Genomic DNA, 23,055 nt, shown 5'->3' with positions numbered 1-23,055 from the left:
GCATCACATTGATGAATGTCACCGACCGGTAAGGTGTGGAAAATCATCATCCCCTTTCGGAGGGTGCCGCCGATGATCAGCATCCGCACGTCCCGAACCCGGATCGTCAGTCTTGCCGCCGCCGGCCTGCTCGTCGCCGGCGTCGTCACCGCCCCGCCCAGCAGCGCCCAGGAGGTCTCCCGGGCGCAGGCCGCACCGGCCACCGTGGACAACGCCGTCCCCGGGGTTGACGAGATCTCCAGCAGCCCCAACCTGCGCCAGGTCGCCAACCTGCCGAAGCAGGCGCCGTTCGACACCTCCGCGGCGTTCGGCACCGACATCGCATTCCAGGGCCGGTACGCGTTCGTCGGCAACTACGACGGCTTCGTCGTCTACGACGTCTCCCGGCCGAGGGCGCCCACCGTCGTGTCCCAGGTGCTCTGCCCGGGCTCCCAGAACGACGTCTCCGTCCACGGTGACCTGTTGTTCCTGTCCACCGACTCGTCCCGCAGCGACGACTCCTGCAGCAGCGTCGCCCAACCCGCCTCCGAGGCGGGGTCGTGGGAGGGCATCAAGATCTTCGACATCAGGGACAAGCGCAGCCCCCGCTACGTCAAGTCGGTGGAGACCGCCTGCGGCTCGCACACCCACACCCTGGTGCCGGGCAAGGACCGCAGGACCGTCTACCTGTACGTCTCGTCGTACAGCCCGCGGGCCGAGTTCCCGGACTGCCAGCCGCCGCACGACTCGATCTCCATCGTGAAGGTGCCGCTGCGGTCGCCGACCGACGCGGCCGTGGTGGCCACCCCGAACCTGTTCCCGGACGGCGGCTACCCGGGCATCCCGGGTGAGAAGTCGGCCACCACCGGCTGCCACGACATCACCGCGTACGCGGCGAAGGACATCGCGGCCGGCGCGTGCATGGGCGACGGCATCCTGCTCGACATCGCCAACCGGGAGGCGCCGCGGGTGATCGAGCGGGTCCGCGACACCGAGAACTTCGCCTTCTGGCACTCGGCGACCTTCAACAACTCCGGCACCAAGGTCGTGTTCACCGACGAGCTGGGCGGCGGTGGCGCCGCGACCTGCAACGTGGCCACCGGACCCGAGCGCGGCGCGGACGCCATCTACGACATCACCGGTCGCGGCGACAACCGCCGGCTGGCGTTCCGCAGTTACTACAAGATCCCCCGGGCCAACGCCGACACCGAGAACTGCGTGGCGCACAACGGCTCGCTGGTGCCGGTGCCCGGCCGGGACATCATGGTCCAGGCCTGGTACCAGGGCGGCATCTCGGTCTGGGACTTCACCAACTCGCGGCAGCCCAAGGAGATCGCCTTCTGGGAGCGGGGTCCCCTGGACGCCGGTCAGCTCCGCACCGGTGGCTCCTGGTCGGCCTACTGGTACAACGGCCACATCTACTCCAGCGACATCCAGAAGGGCCTGGACGTGCTGGAGCTGCGCGACCCGCGTACCTGGCTGGCGCAGCTGTTCCGGGTGCCCGAGCTGAACGTGCAGACCCAGACGGGTTACCTGAGCTGGTGACCCGCCGGCCGGGTCCGGCCCCCTTCGTGGGGCCGGGCCCGGTTCAGCTCATCGGCAGCCGGTAGCCGCGCTCGCCGCCGCCCGCGGTGACCAGCCGCACCTCGCCGGTGCGCAGCCCGTAGGTCACCGACCAGCGGGTGTGCGGCTGCCGGACGGCGTCGAGCAGGCGCAGCGCGGCGGGGGCGTCCACCGCGCCGCCGGCCCGGCCCAGCGCCTCGGCCAGCACCCCGTAGCGGTGGTCGGTGCGCAGCTCCCGGTCGGCCACCCCGACGGCCGGCACGTTGGTCAGCGCCTGCCAGGCGCCCCGGCCCTTCTCGGCCCGCATCCGGCCGTCCACGAACTCGATCACGGCGGACGCCCCGGTGGCGTCGGCGATCAGGTAGTGCAGCGGCGGGCCGCCGTCGAAGTCCAGGTTGTAGCGCCCGAACACGGCGATCGCCTCGTCCACCGTGGCGGCCGAGTCCAGCACCAGGCGCAGGACGCGCACCGAGCCGGCGGTGGGCCGGCCGGGCACCGGCTCGGCGGTCGCGCCGTCGTCGGCGGCCAACCCGACGGCCAGGCCCCGCTCGTTCATCCCGTCGAAGGGCAGCAGCGGGGCGTTCAGCAGCCGGCGGTCGCCGGCCGGGTCGGCCGTGACCCCCAGGTAGGAGACGTCCACCAGGGAGATCGAGGCGTAGCCGTCCGGCGGGTCGGTGCGCAGGACCAGCGCCGGGTTCGCGTCCCAGTCGAAGTTGCGGGCGAACAGCGGCCGGCTCCGGTCGCCGCCCGCGGCGAAGAGGGAGCAGCCGAAGGGGCTCGCCTGCGGGGCGCCCGCGATGCCGACGGTGGGGTCGTAGTCGCCGACGTACGTCATCTCGTACAGCGGCAGGTCGTCGACCCGGCGCAGGCTGGCCAGGGTCCGCTCGACCTGGCCGGCGTCCTGCCGGGAAGCGCTCGGCGTGCCGGCCCCGGCTGGCGCGGCGGCCGGCCGGCCCTCGGCGCAGCCGGTGGTCACGAGGAGCAGGGCGAGCCCGGTGGCGAGCAGGGTCCTCCGCATGCCCGCGACGCTAGAAGAGGCGGCGACGGTTGTCCACGGGGGACGTCAGCGGTCGGGGATCCGCGCCAGCTGCGCCTCGATCGCCTCCCGCGTCAGGGCGGGCCGGCCCCCGGCGTGGCCGACGGTCGCGCCGGCCGCCGCGACCGCGTACCGGGCGATCCGGGGGTACGGATCCTCGCGGAGCAGGCCGGCCGTGACGGCGGCCACGAAGGCGTCGCCGGCCCCCGTGCTGTCCACCGTGGGCGTCTCGCTCAGCGGCACGAACAGCTCCCCGTCCGGCCAGACGAACGCGTTTCCCTCCCCCGCCACCTCGATCGCGACCAGCGCCGGCCCCCGGGCGGCCAGCTCCCGGCCGGCGCCCAGCCCCGCCTCGGCGTCCTTCGGCGGGTCACCGCCGAGCAACAGGCCGGCCTCCCGCGCGTCGGCCCGCAGCACGTCGGCCCGGGACAGCAGCTCCGCCCCGCCGGCCGGGTCGGCCGGCGCGCCGTCGAGCACCACGAGCCGGACGGCGTCGCGGGCGTGCCGCACCGCCGCGAGGGCCGCCGGCAGCGGCTGCTGGAGCTGGACGACCACCGCGCGGGCGGCCCGCAACACCCCGGCCGCGCCGGTCACGTCCGCCTCGGTGAGCAGGGTCGCCTCGGGGATGTCCTCCAGGTACCGCCAGCGGGCCCGGGCGTCCACCACGTCCACGATGAGCGCGCTCGGCGTCCCCGGCCGGCGCAGCACCGGGGCCACGTCGATGCCGTCGCTGCGGGCCCGGCCCAGCAACCGGTCACCGACCTCGTCCTCGCCGACCACGCCGAGCAGCCCGACCCGGACGCCGAGCTGGGCCAACCCGACCGCCTGGTTGGCGCCCTTGCCGCCGAGCAGTTCCCGCCGGCACCGCACCGGGGCCGTCCCGGACGGGCCGGGCACCTCGTCCACCCGCAGCACGAGGTCCCGCGCCACCTGCCCCACCACGATCGCGTCCAGTCCGGTCATGCCGGGCTGATACCCCGGTCGCCGCCGGTCACGCCCGGCTCAGCCGCGGACCACCGTGAACATCCAGCAGCCGTACACCACGTTGCGGCTGTGCAGGCGGTCCACCGTGGGGTCGGCCAGCAGCTCCGCGATGACCGTCTCCGGGTCGTCCCCGTCGTGCCGCCGGCCGCCGACGATCCGGCCCCGCCGGTCGTACGCCCGCAGCACCTGCGGTCGCCCCCGCCAGTCGGCCGGGTACACCGTCACGTCGGCGGGGCCGGGGCAGTCCGCCGCGTGCGCGAAGATCGGCCCCACCTCGCGGTAGGGGCCGGGCGGCAGCGGCGGGGCGTACCCGAAGAGCAGCAGCGCCTCACCCGTGGTGGCGTCGCGGAGGCAGCAGCGCAGTGGCTCGCCGCCCTCGGCGCAGCACCGCTCGGTCGGCTGGCCGGAGGCGTCGCGGCCGGTCCGCCGCACGTCGGCCAGCGCCTCGGCGGGCACGGGCTGGATGGCGTACCTGATGCGCGTCGTCGTCATGCGTCCAGCCTGGCGCGGGACGCGGCCGGTGGCTGGCGGCCATCGGACCTCGCGGGCGCGAGGCCGCGGTCACGGACGGGACGGGACGCGCCGCACGGCGCGCGGGCCGACCAGGCGCCGGACCACCGGCACGGCGTTCCACTTCGCCGCGCCGACGAGGTCCCGGGCGTGCTCCAGCACGGTGTAGTCGGGGCGGGCCTGCCCGTCGGCGATGGCCCGGTCCAGGTCGTTGCCGCACCGGGTGAGCACGCTGTCGAAGTCACGCCGGACCGGTTCGAGCAGCTGGTAGCCGAAGGAGCGGTGCAGCCGGGCGAAGAGCGGCTTGTAGAGCCGGGCCCGCTCGTGCAGCCCGGACGAGTACGACATGGGGTTCTTCGGCCGCCGCCGGACGTAGTCGGGCAGCAGGTCGGCGAAGGCCCGCCGGACGATCCACTTCTCCTGTCCGTCGCGCAGCTTGAGGTCCAGCGGCAGCCGCATGGCCAGCTCCACCACGCTGAGGTCGAGGAAGGGCACCCGGGCCTCCACGCCGTGGCCCATGCTGGCGCGGTCCACCCGCTGCAGCTCGGTGCGGCACAGGTTGCGGATCTTGTGGAGGAAGAGCCGCCGGGAGCGTTCCGGGCCGACCTGGTGGTACATCGGGTAGCCGCCGAACAGCTCGTCCGAGCCGTCGCCGCTGAGCACCACCTTGACGCCCAGCTCCCGCAGCCGCCGGAAGATCGGCACCGAGACCACGGCGTTGATGATGTCGCCGTACTCGGTCAGCTCGGAGATCCGGATGGCCTCGCGCACGTCGGCCAGCCGGATGTCGCGCGGGCGCAGCTCGATGACCTCGTGCGGCACACCCAGGTCGGCGGCGAGCCGCCGGGCGTACGCCACGTCGGGGCTGCCCGGGGCGCCGACGGTGACCGCCACGCAGTCCGGGTGCAGCTGGGTGGCGTGCAGCAGGGCCAGCGAGCTGTCCAGGCCGCCGGAGAGCACCACCCCGACGGTGAGGTCGGTGTCCAGCCGTACCCGCATGCTGTCGGTGAGCGCGACCCGGACGAGCAGGGCGGCCTCGTCCGGGTCGTCGATCACCGGCAGCCCGGCGCCGAGGGTGAGCAGGTCGACGTACGGGCGCAGCCGGACCGGCCCGTCGGGCACGGCCCAGCCGTGGTGCCCCGGCGGCACCTCGCTGATCGGCGCGCCGTGCCCGACCAGCGCCTTCACCTCGGAGGCGAGGTGCAGGCAGCCGGGCGCGCGGGACCAGTAGAGGGGCTTCACCCCGAGCGGGTCCCGGGCCACGTAGGTCCGGCCGGTGGCCCGCTCCACCACCGCGAAGGCGTACTCGCCGCGCAGCCGGCGGACCGCCTCCTCGCCCCACTGCCGGAAGGCGGCGAGCACCACCTCGGTGTCGCCCGTGGTGCGGAACTCGTGCCCGAGCCGGGTCAGCTCGGCCCGCAGCTCGTGGTGGTTGAAGACCTCGCCGTTGTAACAGAGCACGTGCCGCTCGTCGGGCGAGACCCAGGGCTGCACGGCCCGCTCGCGGTCCACCACCCGCAACCGGCGTACGCCGGCGAGCAGGCCGGCCTCCTGCCGGGTCTCGGTCACCTCGCCGCGCGGGGCGAGGACGGCCAGCATCCGCCGGAAGAGGGCCGGGTCGGCCTCGGGGCCGATGCTCAAGGCGATCCCGCACATCGGCTCAGATCCCCATCTCGGCCTCGTAGGCGCGCCGGAACCGGCGGCGGGCGGCGGGCGCGAGGCAGAGGTGCCAGGCCTGGCCCTCGTCGACCACGTTGATCTCGCCGGCCTCCTGCCGGGCCAGCAGCAGCTCGGCGAGGAGGTCGCGGGCGCCGAACCGCTCGTACCACTCCAGCTCCACGTCGGCCGCCCAGCCGAGGCAGTGCCCGCTGGGCACCATGGCGGCGTAGCCGAGCCGGCGCAGCCGGTACTGGTGCTCGGCGCTGCGCGCGAGGCTGGTCACCCAGAGCGCCGGGGTGCCGGGCCGGGCCGCCGCGGCGAACTCCCGGCCCACGTCGTTGACCAGCGCGATCACCTCGCGCCGCGCCCGGCGGAACCGCAACCCGGCGGTACGCGGGGTGGCGTCCGGGCGCAGCCGCCGCTGGACCGCCCGCAGCCCCCGACCGAGGACGGTGGCGGGCTGCTCCTGGTAGCGGAAGGCGAGCAGCCCGCGCCGGCGCAGCCACTCCAGGTCGACCAGGTCGGTGCTGGTGTCGACCTGGCCGTCGGTGAGGAAGGTCCCGGTGTCCCGCCACCACAGCACGTCGATCCGGGAGAGCAGGTAGATCCGGACCAGCGCGGTGAGGTCGTGCGCCGAGCTGCGGGCGTTCGGCTGGTAGCGGGCCATCTCCAGCAGCAGGGTCTCCCGGGCGCCGACGAACCCCTGCGGGGTGGCGTCGAGGACGGCGGCGATGGCCGGCTCCCGCAGCCGCTGGTCGAGCAGGACCTGGCGGGCGGTGGTCGACGGCGCGTCCGCCAGGGCACCCACCTCGACCAGCAGTTCCGCCACCGCCTCTCGGTACGCGGCCAGGTCCGGCTGCTGCCCGGGCCTCGTGCGCGCGTCGGCGGCCGGGGGCAGCCGGCGGGCGGGGGCGGCGGAAGCGACGGCGGGCCCGGGCTGGTGGCCGGGGCTTCGGCTGGGCACTCGCATGGTCGGCCCCTCTCCGGGCAGGACACGGCGTAGTCGAACCTGAACACACCGTAATCACCAGGATCGGCAGCTCCCCGAACAATCCTCCTATCTCCCCCCGAAGGTGCTCATCCCGCCGAGAGGTCCTGCACCCAGGCGTAATCCGGTGCGGCCGGCAGGCCGGCGTCCCGGCCGGCGACGACTGCGTCGGCCAGGTGCAGCGCCGCGCCCAGGGCGGCGCGGAACAGCAGCGAGCCGGTGCTCACGCGGGCCACCCCGAGCCGGCCCAGCGCGGCCAGGTCCGGGCCGCCCGGCCGGTGCAGCACGTTGAGCGGCAGCCCCACCTCGGCCACCAGCAACCCGACCGTGTCGTCCGGCGCGCCCGGGGCGAACAGCCCGTCGGCGCGAGCCGCCCGGTACGCCGCCGCCCGGTCCAGCGCCGCCGGCAGCGGGTCGGGCACGCCCAGCCACCAGGCGTCGGTGCGCGCGTTGACGAAGAGGCCCGGCACCGCGGCCCGGACCGCCGTGATCTTGGCGGCCACCTCCTCGGCTGGCGCGAGGGTGCCGTCCGGCCGGCCGTCCTCCAGGTTCACCCCCACCACGCCGAGCGCGGCCAGCTCGGCGGCGTACCCGGCCACGGCCGCCGGGTCGGCGCTGAAACCGTCCTCGATGTCCACGGTGAGCAGCACCGGCAGGTCCCGCAGGCGGCGGGCCAGGTCGAGGGTCTCGTCGCGGGTGGCCCCCGTCCCGTCCGGCCGGCCGGCGGCCGCGGCCACCCCGAGGCTGGTGGTGCCCACGGCCGGGTGGCCCCGGGCGGCGAGCGCCGCGGCGGAGGCGTGGTCCCAGGCGTTGGGCAGCAGCAGGGGCCGGCCCGGCCGGTGCAGGGCGCGGAAGGCGGCGGCGCGGTCGGTCATCGGACGATCACCTCAAGGCTGGTCGGGACACGCAGGGTGGGGTGCGGGGCGTAGCTCACGGGCTCGGCGCCGGGCCCGGCGGGCCCGGTCGGCGCGGCCGGCACGGCGGAGGCGGGCCCGGTCGGCCCGGCCGGCACGGTGGGGCGGCACCGGTCGCGCAGCACGTCGACCACGCCGGCGGCGAGGGCGAGGGCGTGCCGTTCGCCCGGGCAGCCCCGGGGACCGGCACCGAAGGTCAGTGGCCCGACGGGCCGGCCGGGGTGGAACCGGTCCGGGTCCGGGTGGACGGCCGGGTCCCGGTTGGCCGAGTCGAAGCGGAGCAGCAGCACGGCCTCCGGGCCGATCTCCCGGCCGCCCAGGCGGCGCGCGGCGGTCGCGACCCGGCGGGTGGCGCGCACCGGCGGGTCCAGGCGCAGCACCTCGGCCAGCAGGTCGGTGGTGCCGACCGTGGCCGGCGCACCCAGCCCGTGCCGGATCGCGGCGCCGATCAGCCCGGCCGTGGCGTCGGCGGCCTGCACGAGCAGACCGATGCGGTTCGCGACGACCTCCGCCGGGGCCGGCGGCGACAGGGCCAGCAGCGTGGCCACCGCCCGGTCGGCGCGCGCCACCGCCGCCGGTTCGGCGCCCGGGTGGTAGGCGGCGGCCACCGCGGTCACCGCCGGCACGGCCGCCGCCGGGTCGGCCAGGCCGAGCCGAGCCGCCAGCACCTCCAGGGGTACGCGCCGCGCGAGCAGTGCCATCACGTCGATCCGCTGCGGACGGCCGTCACCTGGCCCGGCGGCCGGCAGTTCCACACCGACCCGGGGCGCCAGGACAACCGCCCCGGACGGCCCGGCGGCGGTGCTGGTGTCCGGCACGGTGCTGGTCACCGGCACGGTCATCGCGTCGAGCAGCGCGGCGGTGGACCGGGCGGCCGCCGCCCGCAGCTCGTCCGGGTCGAGGTCGGCCAGCGCGGCGACCCCGATGGCGCGCCGGGCGGGATGCCGGTCCGGCGCGCTGAACCGGCTCACGGCGCCGCGCAGCCAGGCCAGGGTGCCGTACGGTCCGCCGGGCGCCGCGGGCACCACGCACCGGGGGTCGGTCAGCACGGCGAGCACGTCGGCGTGCCGGGTGACCACCCAGCCGTCGGCTCCGGGCAGGGGCGGCCCGCACGGTGGCGTACCGGGGGCGGGGGCGATGATCGGCCAGCTCATTCCCCGACCGTAGGTCCGCCACCTTTCGGCCCGGACCGAACAATCCGCCGCCCGGGTCCACAGGATGCTCACCCGCACCGCCGCACGCAGATTCAGCTCGGTGAAGATCCCCCAGCCGAAGAAGTGACGGCAGCGGCACCGGCCGGCGGACCGAGGGAGGACCGCCGGCCGGTGCCCGCCGGTCGACTCACCGTCAGCGCCGTCTCTCCTGCTCGAGGCAGGACAGCGGGACGGTCGTCCGGGTCTCGCTGTCGTAGCTGCGCGCCGCGACGAACTCCCCGGTGGGGCGCTCGCCGCCCGCCAGCGCCCGGGCCCGGCGCCGGTCGGCGTCCCGGAACCGCAGCGCCAGGCTCAGGTGCGGCACCCACCGGCCGGGGGTGTGCCACGGGCGCGGCCCGGGGGCCGCGGCGAGCACGTCCCAGACCGCGCCGTGCAGGGCGACCAGTTGCGGGGCGGGGCGGACCAGCCAGACCAGCGGGGCGCTGCCGTCGAGCACCTCCACCCGGTCGAGGCGGGCCGGCAGGGGCAGCGCCGCGTCGCAGAGGTCGGCCAGGCGCTGCTCGGCCCCGGACGGGAACTCGTCGACCGAGGCAAGGGTCAGGTGCGGCCGGTTCGTCGGGTGCGGGTGGCGAGCCAGGCTGGGCAGGCCGGCGGCGGCGAGCCGATCCCAGGCCGCCCGTACCGCCTCCTCCAGCTCCGGGGAACAGAGCAGTTCGACCGTACGCACGCCGTCAGGCTAGCCGCCGGCGCGGTGCCGCGCCGTCCGCTGGGGAATGCCCGCCCGATGAGCGCGCTGGCCGGGACCGGGGGCCACCCCGCGACCGGGACCGCCCGTCGCCGGACGGCCCCGGTCGCACGGTCAGCGGTGGAACCGCAGGTAGTCGAACTCCGCGGTCACCGCCGGGGTGGCGCCGCCGTGCGCGACCAGACCGATCCGGGGCGTGGTGTCGGCCGGGAAGGTCCAGACCGCGCCCCACGTCCAGTGCCTGCCGTCCCGGCTGGAGCCGGCCCGGAACTCGTGCTCGCCGGTGACCCGGTCGACGTGGTGGGCCAGCCGCAGCCACGTCGTGGTGGCCGGGGTGCCGACGATGCTGCCGCCGTACACCGGCTGGCCGGCGAAGGGCAGCTCGTAGCCGTACTCGACCTGGCGGGTGTTCCAGATGGCCACCTGGGCGAGCCGGGCGAAGCGGTCGTCGTCCACGTACGCCACGAGGCCGGCCTGCTGGTAGTTGCGGACCACGTCCTCACCCAGGTCGAGGGTCACCTTCGTCTCCGCGACGTAGTCGCCCGCGGGCGCGTCGCGCAGCAGCACGCCGGCCGTGTTGCCGGTGCCCACCAGGTCGGTCGACTCGACCGGCCAGCGCAGCGCGCCGCCGCTCACCGTGGCGGCCGGGTTGGGCCGGACCCACTGCCAGGCCGGGTCGAGCCCGTCGGAGAACTCGTCGGAGAACCGGGACAGCACCGGACCGACGCGGGGCGGGGCGACGGTGTGGCGGACCGGGCGGTACAGCGCGGCCGCGCTGACGTTGTCGAACTCGGCCGTGCCACCGTCGGCGCGCAGCGCGAACGGGCCGGCCGCCGGCCTGGCGAGCTTCAGCGCCACCACGGCGAGCTGGTCGCCGAGGCGGGCCGGGCTCAGCTCGGCGACGAGCTGGCGGTCGCGGACCTCCACGGCCAGGTTGTGCCGGCCGGTGAGGTCGAGCCCGGCGGGCAGCGGCACGGTCGCGGTCGCGCCGCCGCTCTCACGGGCGGTCAGCCGGCCGCCGCCGACGCTGACCTCGACCCGGCCGAGCCGCAGCCCGGCCGTGTCCGCGCCGGCGAGGCGCAGGTCGGCCTCGGCGCGGACGTCGCCGCCGAGCCCGGCCCGGGCGGTCAGCGTGGCGGTGCCGGACAGCACGCCGCCGGTCACCCGCCAGTGGCCCGCGCCGCCCCGCCAGCCGCTGAGGTCGGCCGTGTCGAAGCGGGCGTCGATCCGGCCGGTGGTGACGGGCGCGGGCCGGGCTCCCTCGGAGGGGCCGGCGCCGGCGTTGATGGTCGGCCAGCCGTCCACCCAGTCGAGGCGGTCCAGCAGCATCGGCCGCTCGTTGATCCCGAACGGCTCGTCCAGGTACGGGTCGGCCCGGTCGATGGCGTGGTACGCGATCCAGTCCTGCCCGGACAGGTCGGTGAGCACGGCGTTGTGCCCGGTGCCGATCCACCGGTTGCCGTTCTGGGTGAGCACCGGCGTGCCACCGGCCCGGGAGGCGTCCAGCCGCTGGCCGTCCCGGTCCACGAACGGCCCGCGCGGGTCACGCGCCCGGCCCACCTGGACGGAGTAGCCGGTGGCCGGGCCGGCGCAGCAGTTCGCCGTGGAGGCGAACAGCCAGTACCAGCCGTCGTGGCGCAGCACGTAGCTGCCCTCGAACTTGTTGTCGACGGCGACCAGGCTCGGCGTGCCGACCGCGCGCAGCCCGTCCGGTGACAGCTCGGTGACGGAGATGCCGCCGTAGTAGCTGCCGAAGTAGAGGTACGACCGGCCGTCGGAATCGGTGAACTGGCTGGGGTCGATGGTCCAGAGGTAGCCGCCGCCCCCGCCCGGCCGCGGGGCGACCACGGGCGTGTCGGAGAACGTCCACGGCCCGGCCGGGGTGGGCGCGGTGGCCGCCCCGATCGCGGTGTCGAAGGTGTCGCCGGAGACGGTGGTGTCGGTGACGGTCACGTACATGACCCAGCGGTCGGCGACGCGGCGCACGTCGGGCGCCCAGAACGCGGCCCCGGGTGCGGCGAAGGACGGCCGCTGGTCGGGCGTGAAGGCGTCGCCCACGTAGGTCCAGTCGACCAGGTCGGCGGAGCGGGCGATCGGCACCCGGTGCGCCTGGCGTTCGCCCTCGCGCAGCGGGTCGGAGGTGCCGAAGGCGTACCAGAGGCCGTCGTCGCCACGGACGACGGCCGGGTCGGCGAAGGTGTCGGCGAAGCCCGCCGAGACCGGGTTCCGGTAGCGGTCGGCCCCGGCGGCGGGGGTGCCCGCCGCGGCCGTGGACGTGGTCAGCAGCAGAGCGAGTGCGGCGGCGAGCACGCCGCCGCCGCGGTGGAGGTGTCCCATCAGGCCTGCCTTGGAGGTAGACGGAGGTCACTGCGGTGCCCCCGCTTTCTACAACGTTGGAGACAACGATGTAAAGGGCGACGCGCACGCGTCGGTGGGGACCGAACAATTCCCGTGCCAGCATTGCCCGCATGACCACCCGCACCGACGGCCGCACCCTGGCCGGGCTCGCCGCGCTGCTCGCCGACCCGACCCGGGCCGGCTTCTGTCTCGCCCTGCTCGACGGGCGGGCCTGGACGGCCGGCGAACTGGCCCGGTCCGCCGGGGTGGCCCCGTCCACCGCGAGCGACCACCTCACCCGCCTGGTCCGGGGCGGGCTGCTGGCCGAGGAACGGCAGGGCCGGCACCGCTACGTCCGCCTCGCCGACCCGTCGGTGGCCCAGCTCATCGAGGACCTGGCCGGCCGGGCGCCCGCCCCGGCGGCCCCGCCCCGCACGCTGCGCGCCGCGTCCGCCCAGGCGTCCCTCGCGTACGCCCGGACCTGCTACGACCACCTGGCCGGCCGGCTCGGCGTGCTGGTGCACGACGCCCTGCTGGCCCGGGGCGTGCTCGACCGCGCCGGCGGCCTGGCGCTCACCCCGGCCGGGATCAGCTGGCTGACCGACCTCGGGGTGCCCGTCGAGCCGCTGCGCGCCGGCCGGCGGCCACTGGTCCGGGACTGCCTGGACTGGACCGAGCGCCGCCCCCACCTGGCTGGCGCGCTCGGCGCCGCCCTGTGCCGGCACTTCCTCGACGCCGGCTGGACCGCCCGGGGTGCCGGCCGGGCGGTCCGCCTCACCCCGGCCGGCCGCCCCGCCCTGGCCGCCGCCCTCGCGCTCGATCCCGCCGCCCTGGCCCCGCCCTCGCGCGACACCGGCCCCGCCCGCGCCTGACCCCTCCCGTCGCCGGCGGCTCGGCGGGCCGGCGGTTGCTCCCGCCGATGCGATGCCGTCACCTCGCTCGGGCCCGGGGTTCAGAGCCAGCCCGCCTCGCGGGCCCGCCGGACCGCCGCGGCCCGGTCGGCGGCGCCGAGCTTCTGCACGCACGCGGCCAGGTGGTTGCGGACCGTGCCGGCCGCCAGGTGGGTCCGCCGGGCGATCACGGCCACCGGGGTGCCCAGCTCGGCGAGGCGCAGCGTCTCCAGCTCCCGCGGCGTGAGCGGGCACTCCGGCAGGGTCAGCGCGTCGGCGGCGAGGGCCGGGTCGACGTACCGGGCGCCGGCGTGCACCCGGCGGATCACGTCGGCCAGCGCACCCCCGGGCGCGCCCTTGGCGAGGAACCCGCGGGCGCCCGCGGTCAGCGCCGGCCGGAGGTGGGCGGGCCGGCCGTGCCCGGTGAGGATCACCGTGGCGCACCCGGGCAGCACGCGGGCCAGCTCGGCGGCCACCTGGACCCCGCCGGGCGGCGGCATCTCCAGGTCCAGCACGGCGACGTCGGGCCGGTGGGCCAGCGCGGCGGCCAGGGCGGCCCGGCCGTCGGCGGCGTGCGCCACCACCTCCAGGTCGGGCTCCAGGTCGAGCAGGGCCGCGAGGGCGAGGCGGATCAGCTCCTCGTCGTCGGCCAGCAGCACCCGGATCACGACGCCACCGGCACGGTCGCCACCAGGTGGAACACCCCGTCCTCGGCGTACGCCCGGACGCTGCCCCCGGCCGGTGCGAGGCGGTCGGCCAGCCCGCGCAGCCCGCCGCTGAGCGCGTCCGGGCCGGCGCCGCCGGCGCCGTCGTTGCGTACGGTCATGGTCACGAGGCCGTCCTCCCGGGTGAGTTCGATCCGGCACCAGTCGGCCCGGCTGTGCCGCAGCACGTTCGTCCCGGCCTCCCGCAGCACGGCGGCCAGGTCGGCGGCGACCGGCGCGGGCAGCTCGCCGGCCGGTGGCACCACCGTGCAGCGCACCCCGCTGGACCGCAGCACCTCCCCCACCGCGGCCAGCTGTTCGGCCAGGTCGACCGCGCGGTAACCGTGCACGGCCTCGCGTACCCGGGTCAGGGCCGACCCGGCCAGCCGGCGCACCTCGGCGGCCTCCCGCCCCGCCCGGGCGGCGTCGACGGGTGCGAGCCGCTCGGCGAGTTCGGCCTTGAGCGCGATCACGGTGAGGTCGTGGCCCAGCAGGTCGTGGACGTCGCGGGCGAAGCGCAGCCGCTCCTCGGCGGCGGCGAGCCGGGCCCGGGCGGCCTGCCCCTGCCGGGCCTCGACGACCAGGTCCCAGAACCAGACCTGGAGCCAGGTGACCGCGGCGACGCCGGCGCCGACACCACCGGTCACGAGGAGGGCGGTGGGCAGCGGCCCGCCGGTCGCCAGCGTCACGGCCGCGGCGGCGCCGAGCACCCCCGCCGCCGCCAGCAGGGCGGGCAGCGGCCGGAACAGCAGCGGGGACATGCCGACCAGGGACGCGCCCAGCCATGCCCAGGTGGGCCAGGCGCCGGCTGCGACCGGGCCGACCAGCGGCAGGCTGAGCAGGGCGGCCACCGCCAGCGCGGCGTGCCGGCGGCGCCGGGCCCGCCCGGCGAGCCACGGGGTGACCGCCGCGTGCAGCACCGACGCCTGGGCGGCGGTGAAGCCGGCGAGCCCGAGCACGCCGAGCGCCACCCGCCGCGGCTCCGGCTCCCGGGCCAGCCCGACGCACGGCAGCAGCAGGGTGGTCCCGACGTTCGTGGCCAGCGACAGCAGCGTGAGCTGCCGGGCCCGCCGCAGCCGGCGGTCCGCCGCGTCGACCGTCATGTCCGCCGATCCTAGGGCCGCCGGCCGCCCGGTTCACCCCTGCGGAATGTCACGCCGCACCCGTGCACGGCGCACGGCTTTCCGGTGACGGACGCGCATGGTTCCGCGCGCGGGGCGCCGGCAGGCTCGGGGCATGACGGAGACGACGGTACGCGTACCCCTGCGGGCGGACGCCCGACGACTGGCCGGCCACCTGGCCGGGATGGTCGTGGCGATGGTGGTCGGCATGCTGCTGCTCGGCCCGCTGTGGCGGGCCGGCACGGCGCTGCTGGGCGGCGCGGACGCGCTGGCCCGGGCGGATGTCGGCGCGCTGGTGATGGCGACGGACATGGGCCTGGGCATGGCGGCCTGGATGTGGCACCGGGGCCACGGATGGGCCGCCACGGCCGAGATGGTGGCCGTCATGTACGTCCCGTTCCTGCTGCTGCTCCCACCCTGGTGGGCCGGGCTGGTCGGGGACGACGCGCTGATGCTCGGCGGCCACCTGCTGATGCTGCCGGCGATGGCGCTGGTGGCGCTGCGGCACCGGCACGCGCATCCGGCGCCGGCCCGCCGCCATCCGGTGGCCGCGGCGGTGGCGCGCCGGTGGCCGACCGGGTTGGCCCTGCTGATGACCGTGGACCTCTGGGTCGCGCCGACCGTGTTCTCCCCGTGGACGCTGCTGGTGCTGCCCGCCGGCTACCTGCTCATCGGCACCTGGCGGCGGCAGTGGGGCGACCGCCGGACCGTGGCGTGGCAGCTCGCCGGGCTGGCCGGCTGGGGCGGCCTGGCGGGGGCCGCCCTGCTCGGGCCGGACGGCCTGGCCGGCGTGCTGGTGGGCCTCGGCTGGCTCGGGCACGCCGCCTGGGACGTGGCGCACCACCGCACCGGCCGCGTCGTGCCCCAGGGGTACGCGGAGTGGTGCGCCGTGCTGGACGTCGCCGTGGGGGCGACCACCCTGCTGGCCGTCCTGTCCGGGTGATCCGGCCGGGTTACGGGGCCGGCCGGATCACCCTCGACGTGGCGGGGACGACGGTTTGCGGCGGTCGCCGCGACGGCCGGGCGGCGGTGATGAAAAGCTTGCCCCATGAGTTCCGCACCAACCCCGACCGATCCCGCCCAACCCGCCGAGGACGAGGCCGTCGCCTTCACGGACCTCGGGCTGCGCACCGAGCTGCTGAACGCGCTCGCCGTCCTCGGCTACGAGGAGCCGACCCCGATCCAGCGGGAGGCGATCCCGCCGCTGCTCGCCGGCCAGGATCTGCTGGGGCAGGCCGCGACCGGCACCGGCAAGACCGCCGCGTTCGCCCTGCCGCTGCTGCAGCGGATGCCCGACGACCGCTCCGGCGGGGACCCGGTGTCGCTGGTGCTGGTGCCGACCCGCGAGCTGGCGGTACAGGTCTCCGAGGCGTTCCACCGCTACGGCAAGGACCTGGGCGCCCGGGTGCTGCCGATCTACGGCGGCCAGCCGATCGGCCGGCAGCTGCGCGCCCTCGACGCCGGCGTGGACGTGGTGGTGGCGACGCCGGGCCGGGCGCTGGACCACATCGCCCGGGGCACCCTGCGGCTGGGCGGCCTGACCACGGTGGTGCTCGACGAGGCCGACGAGATGCTCGACATGGGCTTCGCCGAGGACATCGAGGCGATCCTGGAGCACGCCCCGGCCGGCCGGCAGACCGTGCTCTTCTCGGCCACCATGCCGGCCCGGATCGACGGGCTGGCCCGCCAGCACCTGACCGACCCGGTGCGCATCCAGATCGAGCGCGAGCGGCCGGTCGCGGGCGAGGCCCCGCGGGTGCGGCAGAGCGCGTACATCGTCGCGCGGGCGCACAAGCCGGCCGCCCTGGGCCGGGTGCTGGACGTGGAGTCGCCCACCGCGGCCATCGTGTTCTGCCGCAGCCGCGAGGAGGTCGACCGGCTCACCGAGACGATGAACGGCCGGGGCTACCGGGCCGAGGCGCTGCACGGCGGGATGAGCCAGGAGCAGCGCGACCGGGTGATGGGCCGGCTGCGGTCGGGCACCGCCGACCTGCTGGTCGCCACCGACGTGGCGGCCCGCGGGCTGGACGTGGAGCAGCTCACCCACGTGGTCAACTACGACGTCCCGTCGGCCCCCGAGTCGTACGTGCACCGGATCGGCCGGGTGGGCCGGGCCGGCCGGGAGGGCGTGGCCATCACCCTGGCCGAGCCGCGCGAGCACCGGATGCTCAAGACCATCGAGCGGGTCACCGGCCAGCGGATCGCGGTCGACAAGATCCCCACGGTGGCCGACCTGCGGACCCGGCGGCTGGAGCTGACCCAGGCGGCGCTGCGGGAGTCGCTGCTGGAGGACGACCTGGAGCCGTTCCGGGCGATCGTCGAGTCGCTGACCGACGAGTTCGACCTCGTGGAGGTCGCGCTGGCCGCGGTGCGGCTGGCCCACGAGGCCACCCTGCCCGGCACGGCCGACGAGGAGGAGGAGATCCCGCAGGTCGCCGTCCGCCCGTCCCGCGAGCCCCGACCCGGGTTCGACGCCCGGGACCGGCGCGGCGGCGGCGGTGCACGTCCCCGCTCCGGCGGCACCACACAGGTCTTCATCGGTCTGGGCCGGCGCGCCGGGGTGCGCCCGCAGGACCTGGTCGGGGCGATCACCGGGGAGACCGGGGTCAACGGCCGGGACATCGGCTCGATCGAGATCGCCGACCGGTTCTCCCTGGTCGAGGTCCCGTACGGGGTCGCCGACGAGGTGATCCAGGGGCTGCGGGGCAGCACCATCAAGGGCCGCAAGGCCACGGTGCGCCGGGACCGGGACGGCGACGGCGGCGGCGAGCGCCGCTTCGACGGTGACCGCCGGGAGCGCCGCGGCCGGGACGGCGACGGCGGCGAGCGGCGGGAGCGCCGGGACCGCTGGTGAGCACGGCCGAGGCCCCCGGTCCAGGTGGACCGGGGGCCTCGGCGTGTCGGGTGGTCAGGCCGCGGCGAGCGGCTGGCCGCCCAGCGTCTCCGCGTCGACGTCGGTCGGGCGCAGCGCCAGGGCGAGCACGTCGGCCACGTCGGCGAGGGTGTGGACGGTCAGCGCCTCGCGGACCTCGGCGGGCAGGTCGTCCAGGTCGGGCTCGTTGCGCTTCGGGATGATCACCTCGGTCAGGCCGGCCCGGTGGGCGGCGAGCAGCTTCTGCTTCACGCCGCCGATGGGCAGCACCCGGCCGGAGAGGGTGACCTCGCCGGTCATCCCGAACTCGGGGCGCACCGGCCGGCCGGTCACCAGCGACGCCAGCGCGGTGACCATGGTGATGCCGGCGCTGGGGCCGTCCTTGGGCACCGCGCCCGCCGGGAAGTGCACGTGGATCCGCCGCCCGGCGAGGACGTTCGGGTCGATGCCGAGGCGTCGCCCGTTGGAGCGCAGGTAGGACAGCGCGATGTGCGCCGACTCCTTCATGACGTCGCCGAGCTGACCGGTGAGCGTCAGTCCCGGCTCGCCCTCCATGCTGGTCGCCTCGATGAAGAGCACGTCGCCGCCGGCGCCGGTGACCGCCAGGCCGGTGGCCACGCCGGGCACCGCCGTCCGCTCGGCCGACTCCGGGGTGAACTTGGGCCGGCCCAGGTAGCGGGCGAGGTTGTCGGTGTCGACGCGGACCGGCGCCGGGTCGGACGCCAGCGCCACGGTGACCTTGCGCAGGATCTTCGCCAGGGCCCGTTCGAGCTGCCGGACGCCGGCCTCCCGGGTGTACTCCCCGGCGATCAGCGCCAGCGCGCCGTCGGTGACGGTGACCTCCTCGGCGGTCAGTCCGGCCCGCTCCCGCTGCCGGGGCAGCAGGTGGTCCCGGGCGATGGCCACCTTCTCGTCCTCGGTGTAGCCGTCCAGGGTGACGAGCTCCATCCGGTCCAGCAGCGGGCCGGGGATGCTGTCCACCACGTTGGCGGTGGCCAGGAAGAGCACGTCGGACAGGTCGAGGTCGACCTCCAGGTAGTGGTCCCGGAAGGTGTGGTTCTGCGCCGGGTCGAGCACCTCGAGCAGGGCCGCGGCCGGGTCGCCGGAGTAGCCGACGCCCAGCTTGTCGACCTCGTCGAGGAGCACCACGGGGTTCATCGAGCCGGCCTCGCGCAGCGCGCGGACGATCCGGCCGGGCAGCGCGCCGACGTAGGTGCGCCGGTGGCCGCGGATCTCCGCCTCGTCGCGGACGCCGCCGAGGGAGACCCGGACGAAGGTGCGGCCGAGCGCCCGCGCGACGGACTCACCAAGGCTGGTCTTGCCGACGCCGGGCGGGCCGGCCAGGGCGAGGACCGCACCCGAGCCGCGGCCGCCGACCACGCCGAGGTTGCGCTCGGCGCGCCGGTTGCGCACCGCCAGGTATTCCAGGATGCGGTCCTTCACGTCGGCCAGGCCGGCGTGGTCGGCGTCGAGCACCGCACGCGCCGCGGCCAGGTCGGTGTTGTCCTGGGTACGCGTGCTCCACGGCATCTCGAGGACGGTGTCCAGCCAGGTCCGGATCCAGCCCGCCTCCGGTGAGGCGTCACTGGCCCGCTCCAGCTTGCCGACCTCGCGCAGGGCCGCCTCGCGCACCTTCTCGGGCAGGTCGGCCGACTCCACCCGCGAGCGGTAGTCGGCGGAGCCGTCCGGCTCGTCCTCGCCGAGTTCCTTGCGGATCGCGGCGAGCTGCTGGCGGAGCAGGAACTCGCGCTGCGACTTCTCCAGCCCCTCGCGGACGTCGCTGTTGATCCGCTCGGTGACCTCCTGCTCGGCCAGGTGGTCCTTCACCCAACCGACCAGCAGCTCCAGCCGGGCGGTGACGTCCGGGGCGGCGAGCAGCTCGGTCTTCTGCGCCAGGGTCAGCCAGGGCGCGTAGCCGGCCGCGTCGGCCAGCTCGGAGAGGTCGGTCATCCGCTCCATGGCGTCGATGACCTGCCACGCGCCGCGCTCCTGCAGCACCGAGGTCATCAGCGCGCGGTACTCGCGGGCGAGGTCCCGGGCCCGGCCGGCCGGGGCGGGTTCGTCGAGGGTGGTCGCCTCGACCCAGAGGGCGGCGCCCGGTCCGGGCACGCCGGAGCCGATCCGGGCCCGGGCGAGGCCGCGGACCACGGCGGCCGGTTCGCCGCTGGGCAGCCGACCCACCTTCTCGATGGTGGCGATCACGCCGACCGAGCCGTACTCGCCGTCGAGGCGGGGCACGGCCAGCAGCCTCTTGTCGCCGCTGGCGCGGGCCGCGTCGACCGCGGCCTGGGTGGTCGGGTCGAGGGTCACCGGGATGACCATGCCGGGCAGCAGGACGGCGTCGGTCAGGGGAAGTACCGGAAGAGTTGCCATCGAACACCTGCTATCGCGTTGGGTTGAGCGTGTCAGGCTCAAGTAACAAACCGTCTCCCTTGTTCCGGCTTGTGACCCACGCCACTCCCGCCGTGCCGGCAGACCCGTCACGCGCGCGAAGACGCATTTGGCGGCGCGCGGATAACCCGACCCGCCGAATGGCGAAGGACGGGTATTGTTGCGAAATTGCCACGAGATACGTCAAACTCATAGCCACACCCCGCCCGACACAGGGAGTAATGGCGATGGCAAGGAAAGTAATCACCGTTCTGACCGACGACCTCGACGGCGGAAAGGCCGATCGGACCGTCGAGTTCAGCCTGGACGGCGTGGCGTACACGATCGACGTCTCCGACGAGAACGCCGGCGTCCTGCGCAAGGCGCTGGACCCGTACATCAGCGCTGGCCGACGGATCGGGCGCGGCCCGGTGGAGGCCGGTCGCGCCACGCGTGCGGGCGCCCGCCCGAGCACCTCGGGAATGGACCGCGAGCAGAACCGCGCCATCCGGGAATGGGCCGTCAAGAACGGCTACGAGATTTCTGAGCGGGGCCGCATCCCCGTCTCGGTGGTGGAGGCCTACAAGAACCGCTGAACCCTCCCGGTTCACCGTCGGGCATCCCGGGGTCACGCTGAGAAATCGGCGCGACCCCGGTCGGCTTTTCCCGGCGTTAACAATTTTCAGCCGGGTGGGGTGTCCCGGCAGCCAACGTCGTCCCGCGCCGGCCCTCCCCAGGGCCGACACTCCCCGACCCGGGAGCCCATCGGTGCACGTCAGCATGGCGACCAGCGCCGGCACGGCCGGCCGGCCGAACGAGGACTTCGCCGGCGCCGTTCCCGGCGCCGCGGTGCTGCTCGACGGCGCCGGCATCCCGGGGACGGAGTCGATCTGCTCCCACGGTGTCGCCTGGTACACCCACCGGCTCGGCGGCGCGCTGCTCGGCCGGCTGTCGCGCGGCGACGGCCGGGACCTCGCGGCGATCCTCGCCGCCGCGATCGACGAGATCGCCGCCGAGCACCGGGGCACCTGCGACCTCACCAACCCGGCCAGCCCGCAGGCGACCGTGGCGATCGTCCGCGCCCACCGGGGCCGACTGGACCACCTCCTGCTCGCCGACTCCTTCCTCGTCCTCGACCGGGTCGGCGGCGGCCCGCAGGTCGTCACGGACGAGCGCGAGGTCACGGCCCGGCGCATCTGCTCCGCACCCCTGGCGGGTGTTCCCGAGGGCACACCGGAGTACGACCGCGTCCGCGCCTCCTGCGCCCGGGCGCTGCGCGCCCGCCGGAACCAGCCGGGCGGCTACTGGATCGCCAAGGACGACCCGCACGCGGCGGAGGAGGCCGTGACCGGCAGCCGGCCCCTGCGCGACCTGGACGGCGTCGCACTGCTCAGCAACGGCGCCAGCCGCCTCGTGAGCCCGTACGCGCTGACCGACTGGGCCGGCGTGCTGGGGCTGCTTTCCGACGGCGGGCCGGCCGAGGTCGTCCGCCGCGTGCGACGGGCTGAGGCCGACAGCCCGGCCGGCCCCGCCGCGCCGAAACCGGACGACGCCACGGTCGTGCACTGCACCGACCTGGGCGGCTTCGAGATCGGCGCGGCGACCGGGCCGGCCGGCGGCTGCTGAGGCCGGCCACCCACGCGGGAGGGCACGCACGGAACAGCCGGAGCCGCCCGGGGCGTACCCCCTTGGCGGCTCCGGCCGTGGGTGCTCAGTTGACGCGGATCCGCACCACGTCGATGGCGGGGGTCTGGTTCGCCCGCTCCATCATCGGGATGCGGTGCGAGCCGTCACCGGCCCAGACCGCGCACTGCGCGAGGCCCGACTGGGGCAGACCGGGGACCTGGATGGTCACCTGGTCGGCCTGGTTGCTGCCGCCGCCGTCCTCGGTCGCCACGAAGAACGCCGGAACGTCCTGCGGGTTCGACGGCGCCGCCTGGGTGGTCTGCAGCATCCGGCAGGCGGTGTGGAAGTGCCCGCGGACCAGACCCTGGTCGTTGAGCAGCGAGCTCTCGACGTAGTAGCCACCCTGGCCGGCGGCGAGGAACCGGTCACGGATCAGGTTCCGGGTGCTGACCTGGAGGGTGAACGGCTGGTTGCGCTGGACCCGGTTCGGGAACTCCGTGATGAGCAGCGAGGGGTTGTTGGCCGCGGAGCCGACCTCACCGAACGCGGTGCTCACGCAGCGGTTGCCGTTCTGGAAACCGTCGTGCGCCTGGAGCTGGCTGTCCGTGCAGTCCTTGGCGAGCACGTTCAGGCCGTTGTTGCCGCCGTTGTTGCCGCCGTTGTTGCCGCCGTTCTGGCCACCGTTGTTGCCACCGTTGTTGCCACCGTTCTGGCCGCCGTTGTTGCCGCCGTTCTGCCCACCGTTGTCACCGCCGGTCGGCGTGCTGCTCGGCGCGCCGGTCTGCCCGCCGTTGTTGCCGCCGCCGTTCTGGCCGCCGCCGTTCTGGCCGCCGTTCTGGGCGTTGTCGGCGATGGCGCACTGGGCCAGCTGGTCCAGGCCCTGCGGGCGCTGGGCGACCCGGCCGATGGCCGTCGCGATCCGGTTCAACGTCGCGGTCCGCTTCTCGGCGAGCGGCCGCAGGATGGCGTTGTTGATGAAGCTGCCGCCGTTGCGGGCGCCGTCGGCCGCCAGCCGCCGGTTGGCCTCGGCGATCTGACTGTCCAGCAGGGCGAGGTTGCGGTCCACCTCGGCGCGCGCCTGCTGGGGCACCTGCGGCAGCTTGCTCCGCACATCCGGGCAGGCCACGGTGGGCGTCCCGGCGCCCGCGCCGCCACCCTTGGTCTGCTGGCACTCGGCGGACGACATCTGCCCGTCACCCCAGTGGTTGCGCACCCAGCGGCCGTTCTGCCAGGTCCGGGTGGTGCTGCCGCGGCCGTCCGGCGCGGTGGCACCCGGGCTCGGGGCCACGCAGGACGCCGAGGCGGCGCGGACGGTGGTCCGCCGGTCCTGGGCGGACGAGATCTGGGTGACGGCGACGATTCCGCCGAAGACCGCGAGCGTGCCGACCACGGCCAGCAGACGCTTGCTCCGGGGGTTACCGGATGACCGGCGCGCCCGTGTGGACCTGCGCATCGAATTGCTCTCCTTCTCGATCCGGTAGTTGACTGGTGACCCCGGCGGACCGATGAATTTCGGGGTGAGGATCACTGCGACGTTCCGGTCGCACGTCGATGACCGACGATGCCCTTTCCGCACCGTCCCCGCGCCGTCCGGCGCGGCGGG

The 23,055-nt window shown here is 75.8% G+C and carries 19 protein-coding genes; 6 read left to right on the top strand and 13 right to left on the bottom strand.

The features are described 5' to 3' along the window. Positions 1 to 72: 72 nt before the first annotated feature. Positions 73 to 1,524, top strand: a complete 1,452-nt coding sequence (locus tag ABZS80_RS31515; RefSeq protein ID WP_355061606.1) for a hypothetical protein — start codon at positions 73 to 75, stop codon at positions 1,522 to 1,524. A gap of 43 nt (positions 1,525 to 1,567) precedes the next feature. Here the strand turns inward: ABZS80_RS31515 and ABZS80_RS31510 are convergent, their stop codons facing one another. The 9 genes from ABZS80_RS31510 to ABZS80_RS31470 form a co-directional block, all read right to left on the bottom strand. After that, a complete protein-coding gene (locus ABZS80_RS31510; protein WP_355061604.1) occupies positions 1,568 to 2,560 on the bottom strand; it encodes a linear amide C-N hydrolase in 993 nt (330 codons plus the stop codon). Positions 2,561 to 2,605: 45 nt separating this feature from the next. Further along, positions 2,606 to 3,541 (bottom strand): PfkB family carbohydrate kinase, encoded by a 936-nt coding sequence (locus ABZS80_RS31505; protein ID WP_355061602.1) that lies wholly within the window; start codon positions 3,539 to 3,541, stop codon positions 2,606 to 2,608. A gap of 39 nt (positions 3,542 to 3,580) precedes the next feature. Next, a complete protein-coding gene (locus ABZS80_RS31500) occupies positions 3,581 to 4,054 on the bottom strand; it encodes a DUF1203 domain-containing protein (RefSeq protein ID WP_355061600.1) in 474 nt (157 codons plus the stop codon). A gap of 69 nt (positions 4,055 to 4,123) precedes the next feature. Beyond that, on the bottom strand, positions 4,124 to 5,728 hold the full coding sequence (locus ABZS80_RS31495; RefSeq protein WP_355061598.1) for an asparagine synthase-related protein: 1,605 nt from the start codon (positions 5,726 to 5,728) through the stop codon (positions 4,124 to 4,126). A 4-nt stretch (positions 5,729 to 5,732) separates the two neighbouring features. Then, complete coding sequence (locus ABZS80_RS31490) at positions 5,733 to 6,701, bottom strand: hypothetical protein (protein ID WP_355061596.1); 969 nt, start codon at positions 6,699 to 6,701, stop codon at positions 5,733 to 5,735. Positions 6,702 to 6,808: 107 nt separating this feature from the next. After that, a complete protein-coding gene (locus tag ABZS80_RS31485) occupies positions 6,809 to 7,594 on the bottom strand; it encodes an isocitrate lyase/phosphoenolpyruvate mutase family protein (protein WP_355061594.1) in 786 nt (261 codons plus the stop codon). Next, positions 7,591 to 8,787: a cytochrome P450 gene (locus tag ABZS80_RS31480; protein ID WP_355061592.1), complete on the bottom strand. Its 1,197-nt coding sequence runs from the start codon at positions 8,785 to 8,787 to the stop codon at positions 7,591 to 7,593. Before ABZS80_RS31480 ends, ABZS80_RS31485 begins: the two co-directional genes overlap by 4 nt. A 193-nt stretch (positions 8,788 to 8,980) precedes the next feature. After that, on the bottom strand, positions 8,981 to 9,514 hold the full coding sequence (locus ABZS80_RS31475) for a 2'-5' RNA ligase family protein (RefSeq protein WP_355061590.1): 534 nt from the start codon (positions 9,512 to 9,514) through the stop codon (positions 8,981 to 8,983). A gap of 132 nt (positions 9,515 to 9,646) precedes the next feature. After that, the gene (locus ABZS80_RS31470; protein ID WP_355061588.1) at positions 9,647 to 11,869 is read right to left on the bottom strand and encodes a family 43 glycosylhydrolase; all 2,223 of its coding nucleotides are present in this window, start codon (positions 11,867 to 11,869) and stop codon (positions 9,647 to 9,649) included. A gap of 131 nt (positions 11,870 to 12,000) precedes the next feature. On the opposite strand from ABZS80_RS31470, the gene ABZS80_RS31465 reads away from it, so the two are divergent. After that, positions 12,001 to 12,741 carry a helix-turn-helix domain-containing protein gene (locus ABZS80_RS31465; protein WP_355061586.1) on the top strand — a complete coding sequence of 247 codons (741 nt, stop codon included), beginning with the start codon at positions 12,001 to 12,003 and terminating at the stop codon, positions 12,739 to 12,741. An 80-nt stretch (positions 12,742 to 12,821) separates the two neighbouring features. On the opposite strand, the gene ABZS80_RS31460 is transcribed toward ABZS80_RS31465, so the two are convergent. Further along, entirely contained in the window at positions 12,822 to 13,427 is a 606-nt protein-coding gene (locus ABZS80_RS31460) for a response regulator transcription factor (RefSeq protein ID WP_355061584.1), read from the bottom strand. Continuing rightward, positions 13,424 to 14,566 (bottom strand): histidine kinase, encoded by a 1,143-nt coding sequence (locus ABZS80_RS31455; RefSeq protein ID WP_355061582.1) that lies wholly within the window; start codon positions 14,564 to 14,566, stop codon positions 13,424 to 13,426. The genes ABZS80_RS31460 and ABZS80_RS31455 overlap by 4 nt, the downstream gene beginning before the upstream one ends. 133 nt (positions 14,567 to 14,699) lie before the next feature. Here ABZS80_RS31455 and ABZS80_RS31450 point away from each other — a divergent pair, with 133 nt between their 5' ends. Together ABZS80_RS31450 and ABZS80_RS31445 are read left to right on the top strand one after the other, a co-directional pair. Continuing rightward, positions 14,700 to 15,527 carry a hypothetical protein gene (locus ABZS80_RS31450; protein WP_355061580.1) on the top strand — a complete coding sequence of 276 codons (828 nt, stop codon included), beginning with the start codon at positions 14,700 to 14,702 and terminating at the stop codon, positions 15,525 to 15,527. A 105-nt stretch (positions 15,528 to 15,632) separates the two neighbouring features. Next, the gene (locus tag ABZS80_RS31445) at positions 15,633 to 17,438 is read left to right on the top strand and encodes a DEAD/DEAH box helicase (protein WP_355061578.1); all 1,806 of its coding nucleotides are present in this window, start codon (positions 15,633 to 15,635) and stop codon (positions 17,436 to 17,438) included. 54 nt (positions 17,439 to 17,492) lie between these two features. On the opposite strand, the gene lon is transcribed toward ABZS80_RS31445, so the two are convergent. After that, positions 17,493 to 19,829 carry an endopeptidase La gene (lon, locus tag ABZS80_RS31440; protein ID WP_355061576.1) on the bottom strand — a complete coding sequence of 779 codons (2,337 nt, stop codon included), beginning with the start codon at positions 19,827 to 19,829 and terminating at the stop codon, positions 17,493 to 17,495. 245 nt (positions 19,830 to 20,074) lie between these two features. Here lon and ABZS80_RS31435 point away from each other — a divergent pair, with 245 nt between their 5' ends. Together ABZS80_RS31435 and ABZS80_RS31430 are read left to right on the top strand one after the other, a co-directional pair. After that, positions 20,075 to 20,422: an Lsr2 family protein gene (locus tag ABZS80_RS31435; RefSeq protein WP_151460526.1), complete on the top strand. Its 348-nt coding sequence runs from the start codon at positions 20,075 to 20,077 to the stop codon at positions 20,420 to 20,422. A gap of 172 nt (positions 20,423 to 20,594) precedes the next feature. Then, positions 20,595 to 21,452 carry a hypothetical protein gene (locus ABZS80_RS31430; protein WP_355061574.1) on the top strand — a complete coding sequence of 286 codons (858 nt, stop codon included), beginning with the start codon at positions 20,595 to 20,597 and terminating at the stop codon, positions 21,450 to 21,452. 85 nt (positions 21,453 to 21,537) lie between these two features. On the opposite strand, the gene ABZS80_RS31425 is transcribed toward ABZS80_RS31430, so the two are convergent. After that, positions 21,538 to 22,905, bottom strand: a complete 1,368-nt coding sequence (locus ABZS80_RS31425; RefSeq protein ID WP_355061572.1) for a hypothetical protein — start codon at positions 22,903 to 22,905, stop codon at positions 21,538 to 21,540. Positions 22,906 to 23,055 lie beyond the last annotated feature (150 nt).

The organism is Micromonospora sp. NPDC005305 (genome assembly GCF_040607315.1).
GTDB lineage: Bacteria > Actinomycetota > Actinomycetes > Mycobacteriales > Micromonosporaceae > Micromonospora.
Note: the sequence above shows the minus strand (reverse complement) of the source record. Positions and strands in the feature narration are given on the sequence as shown.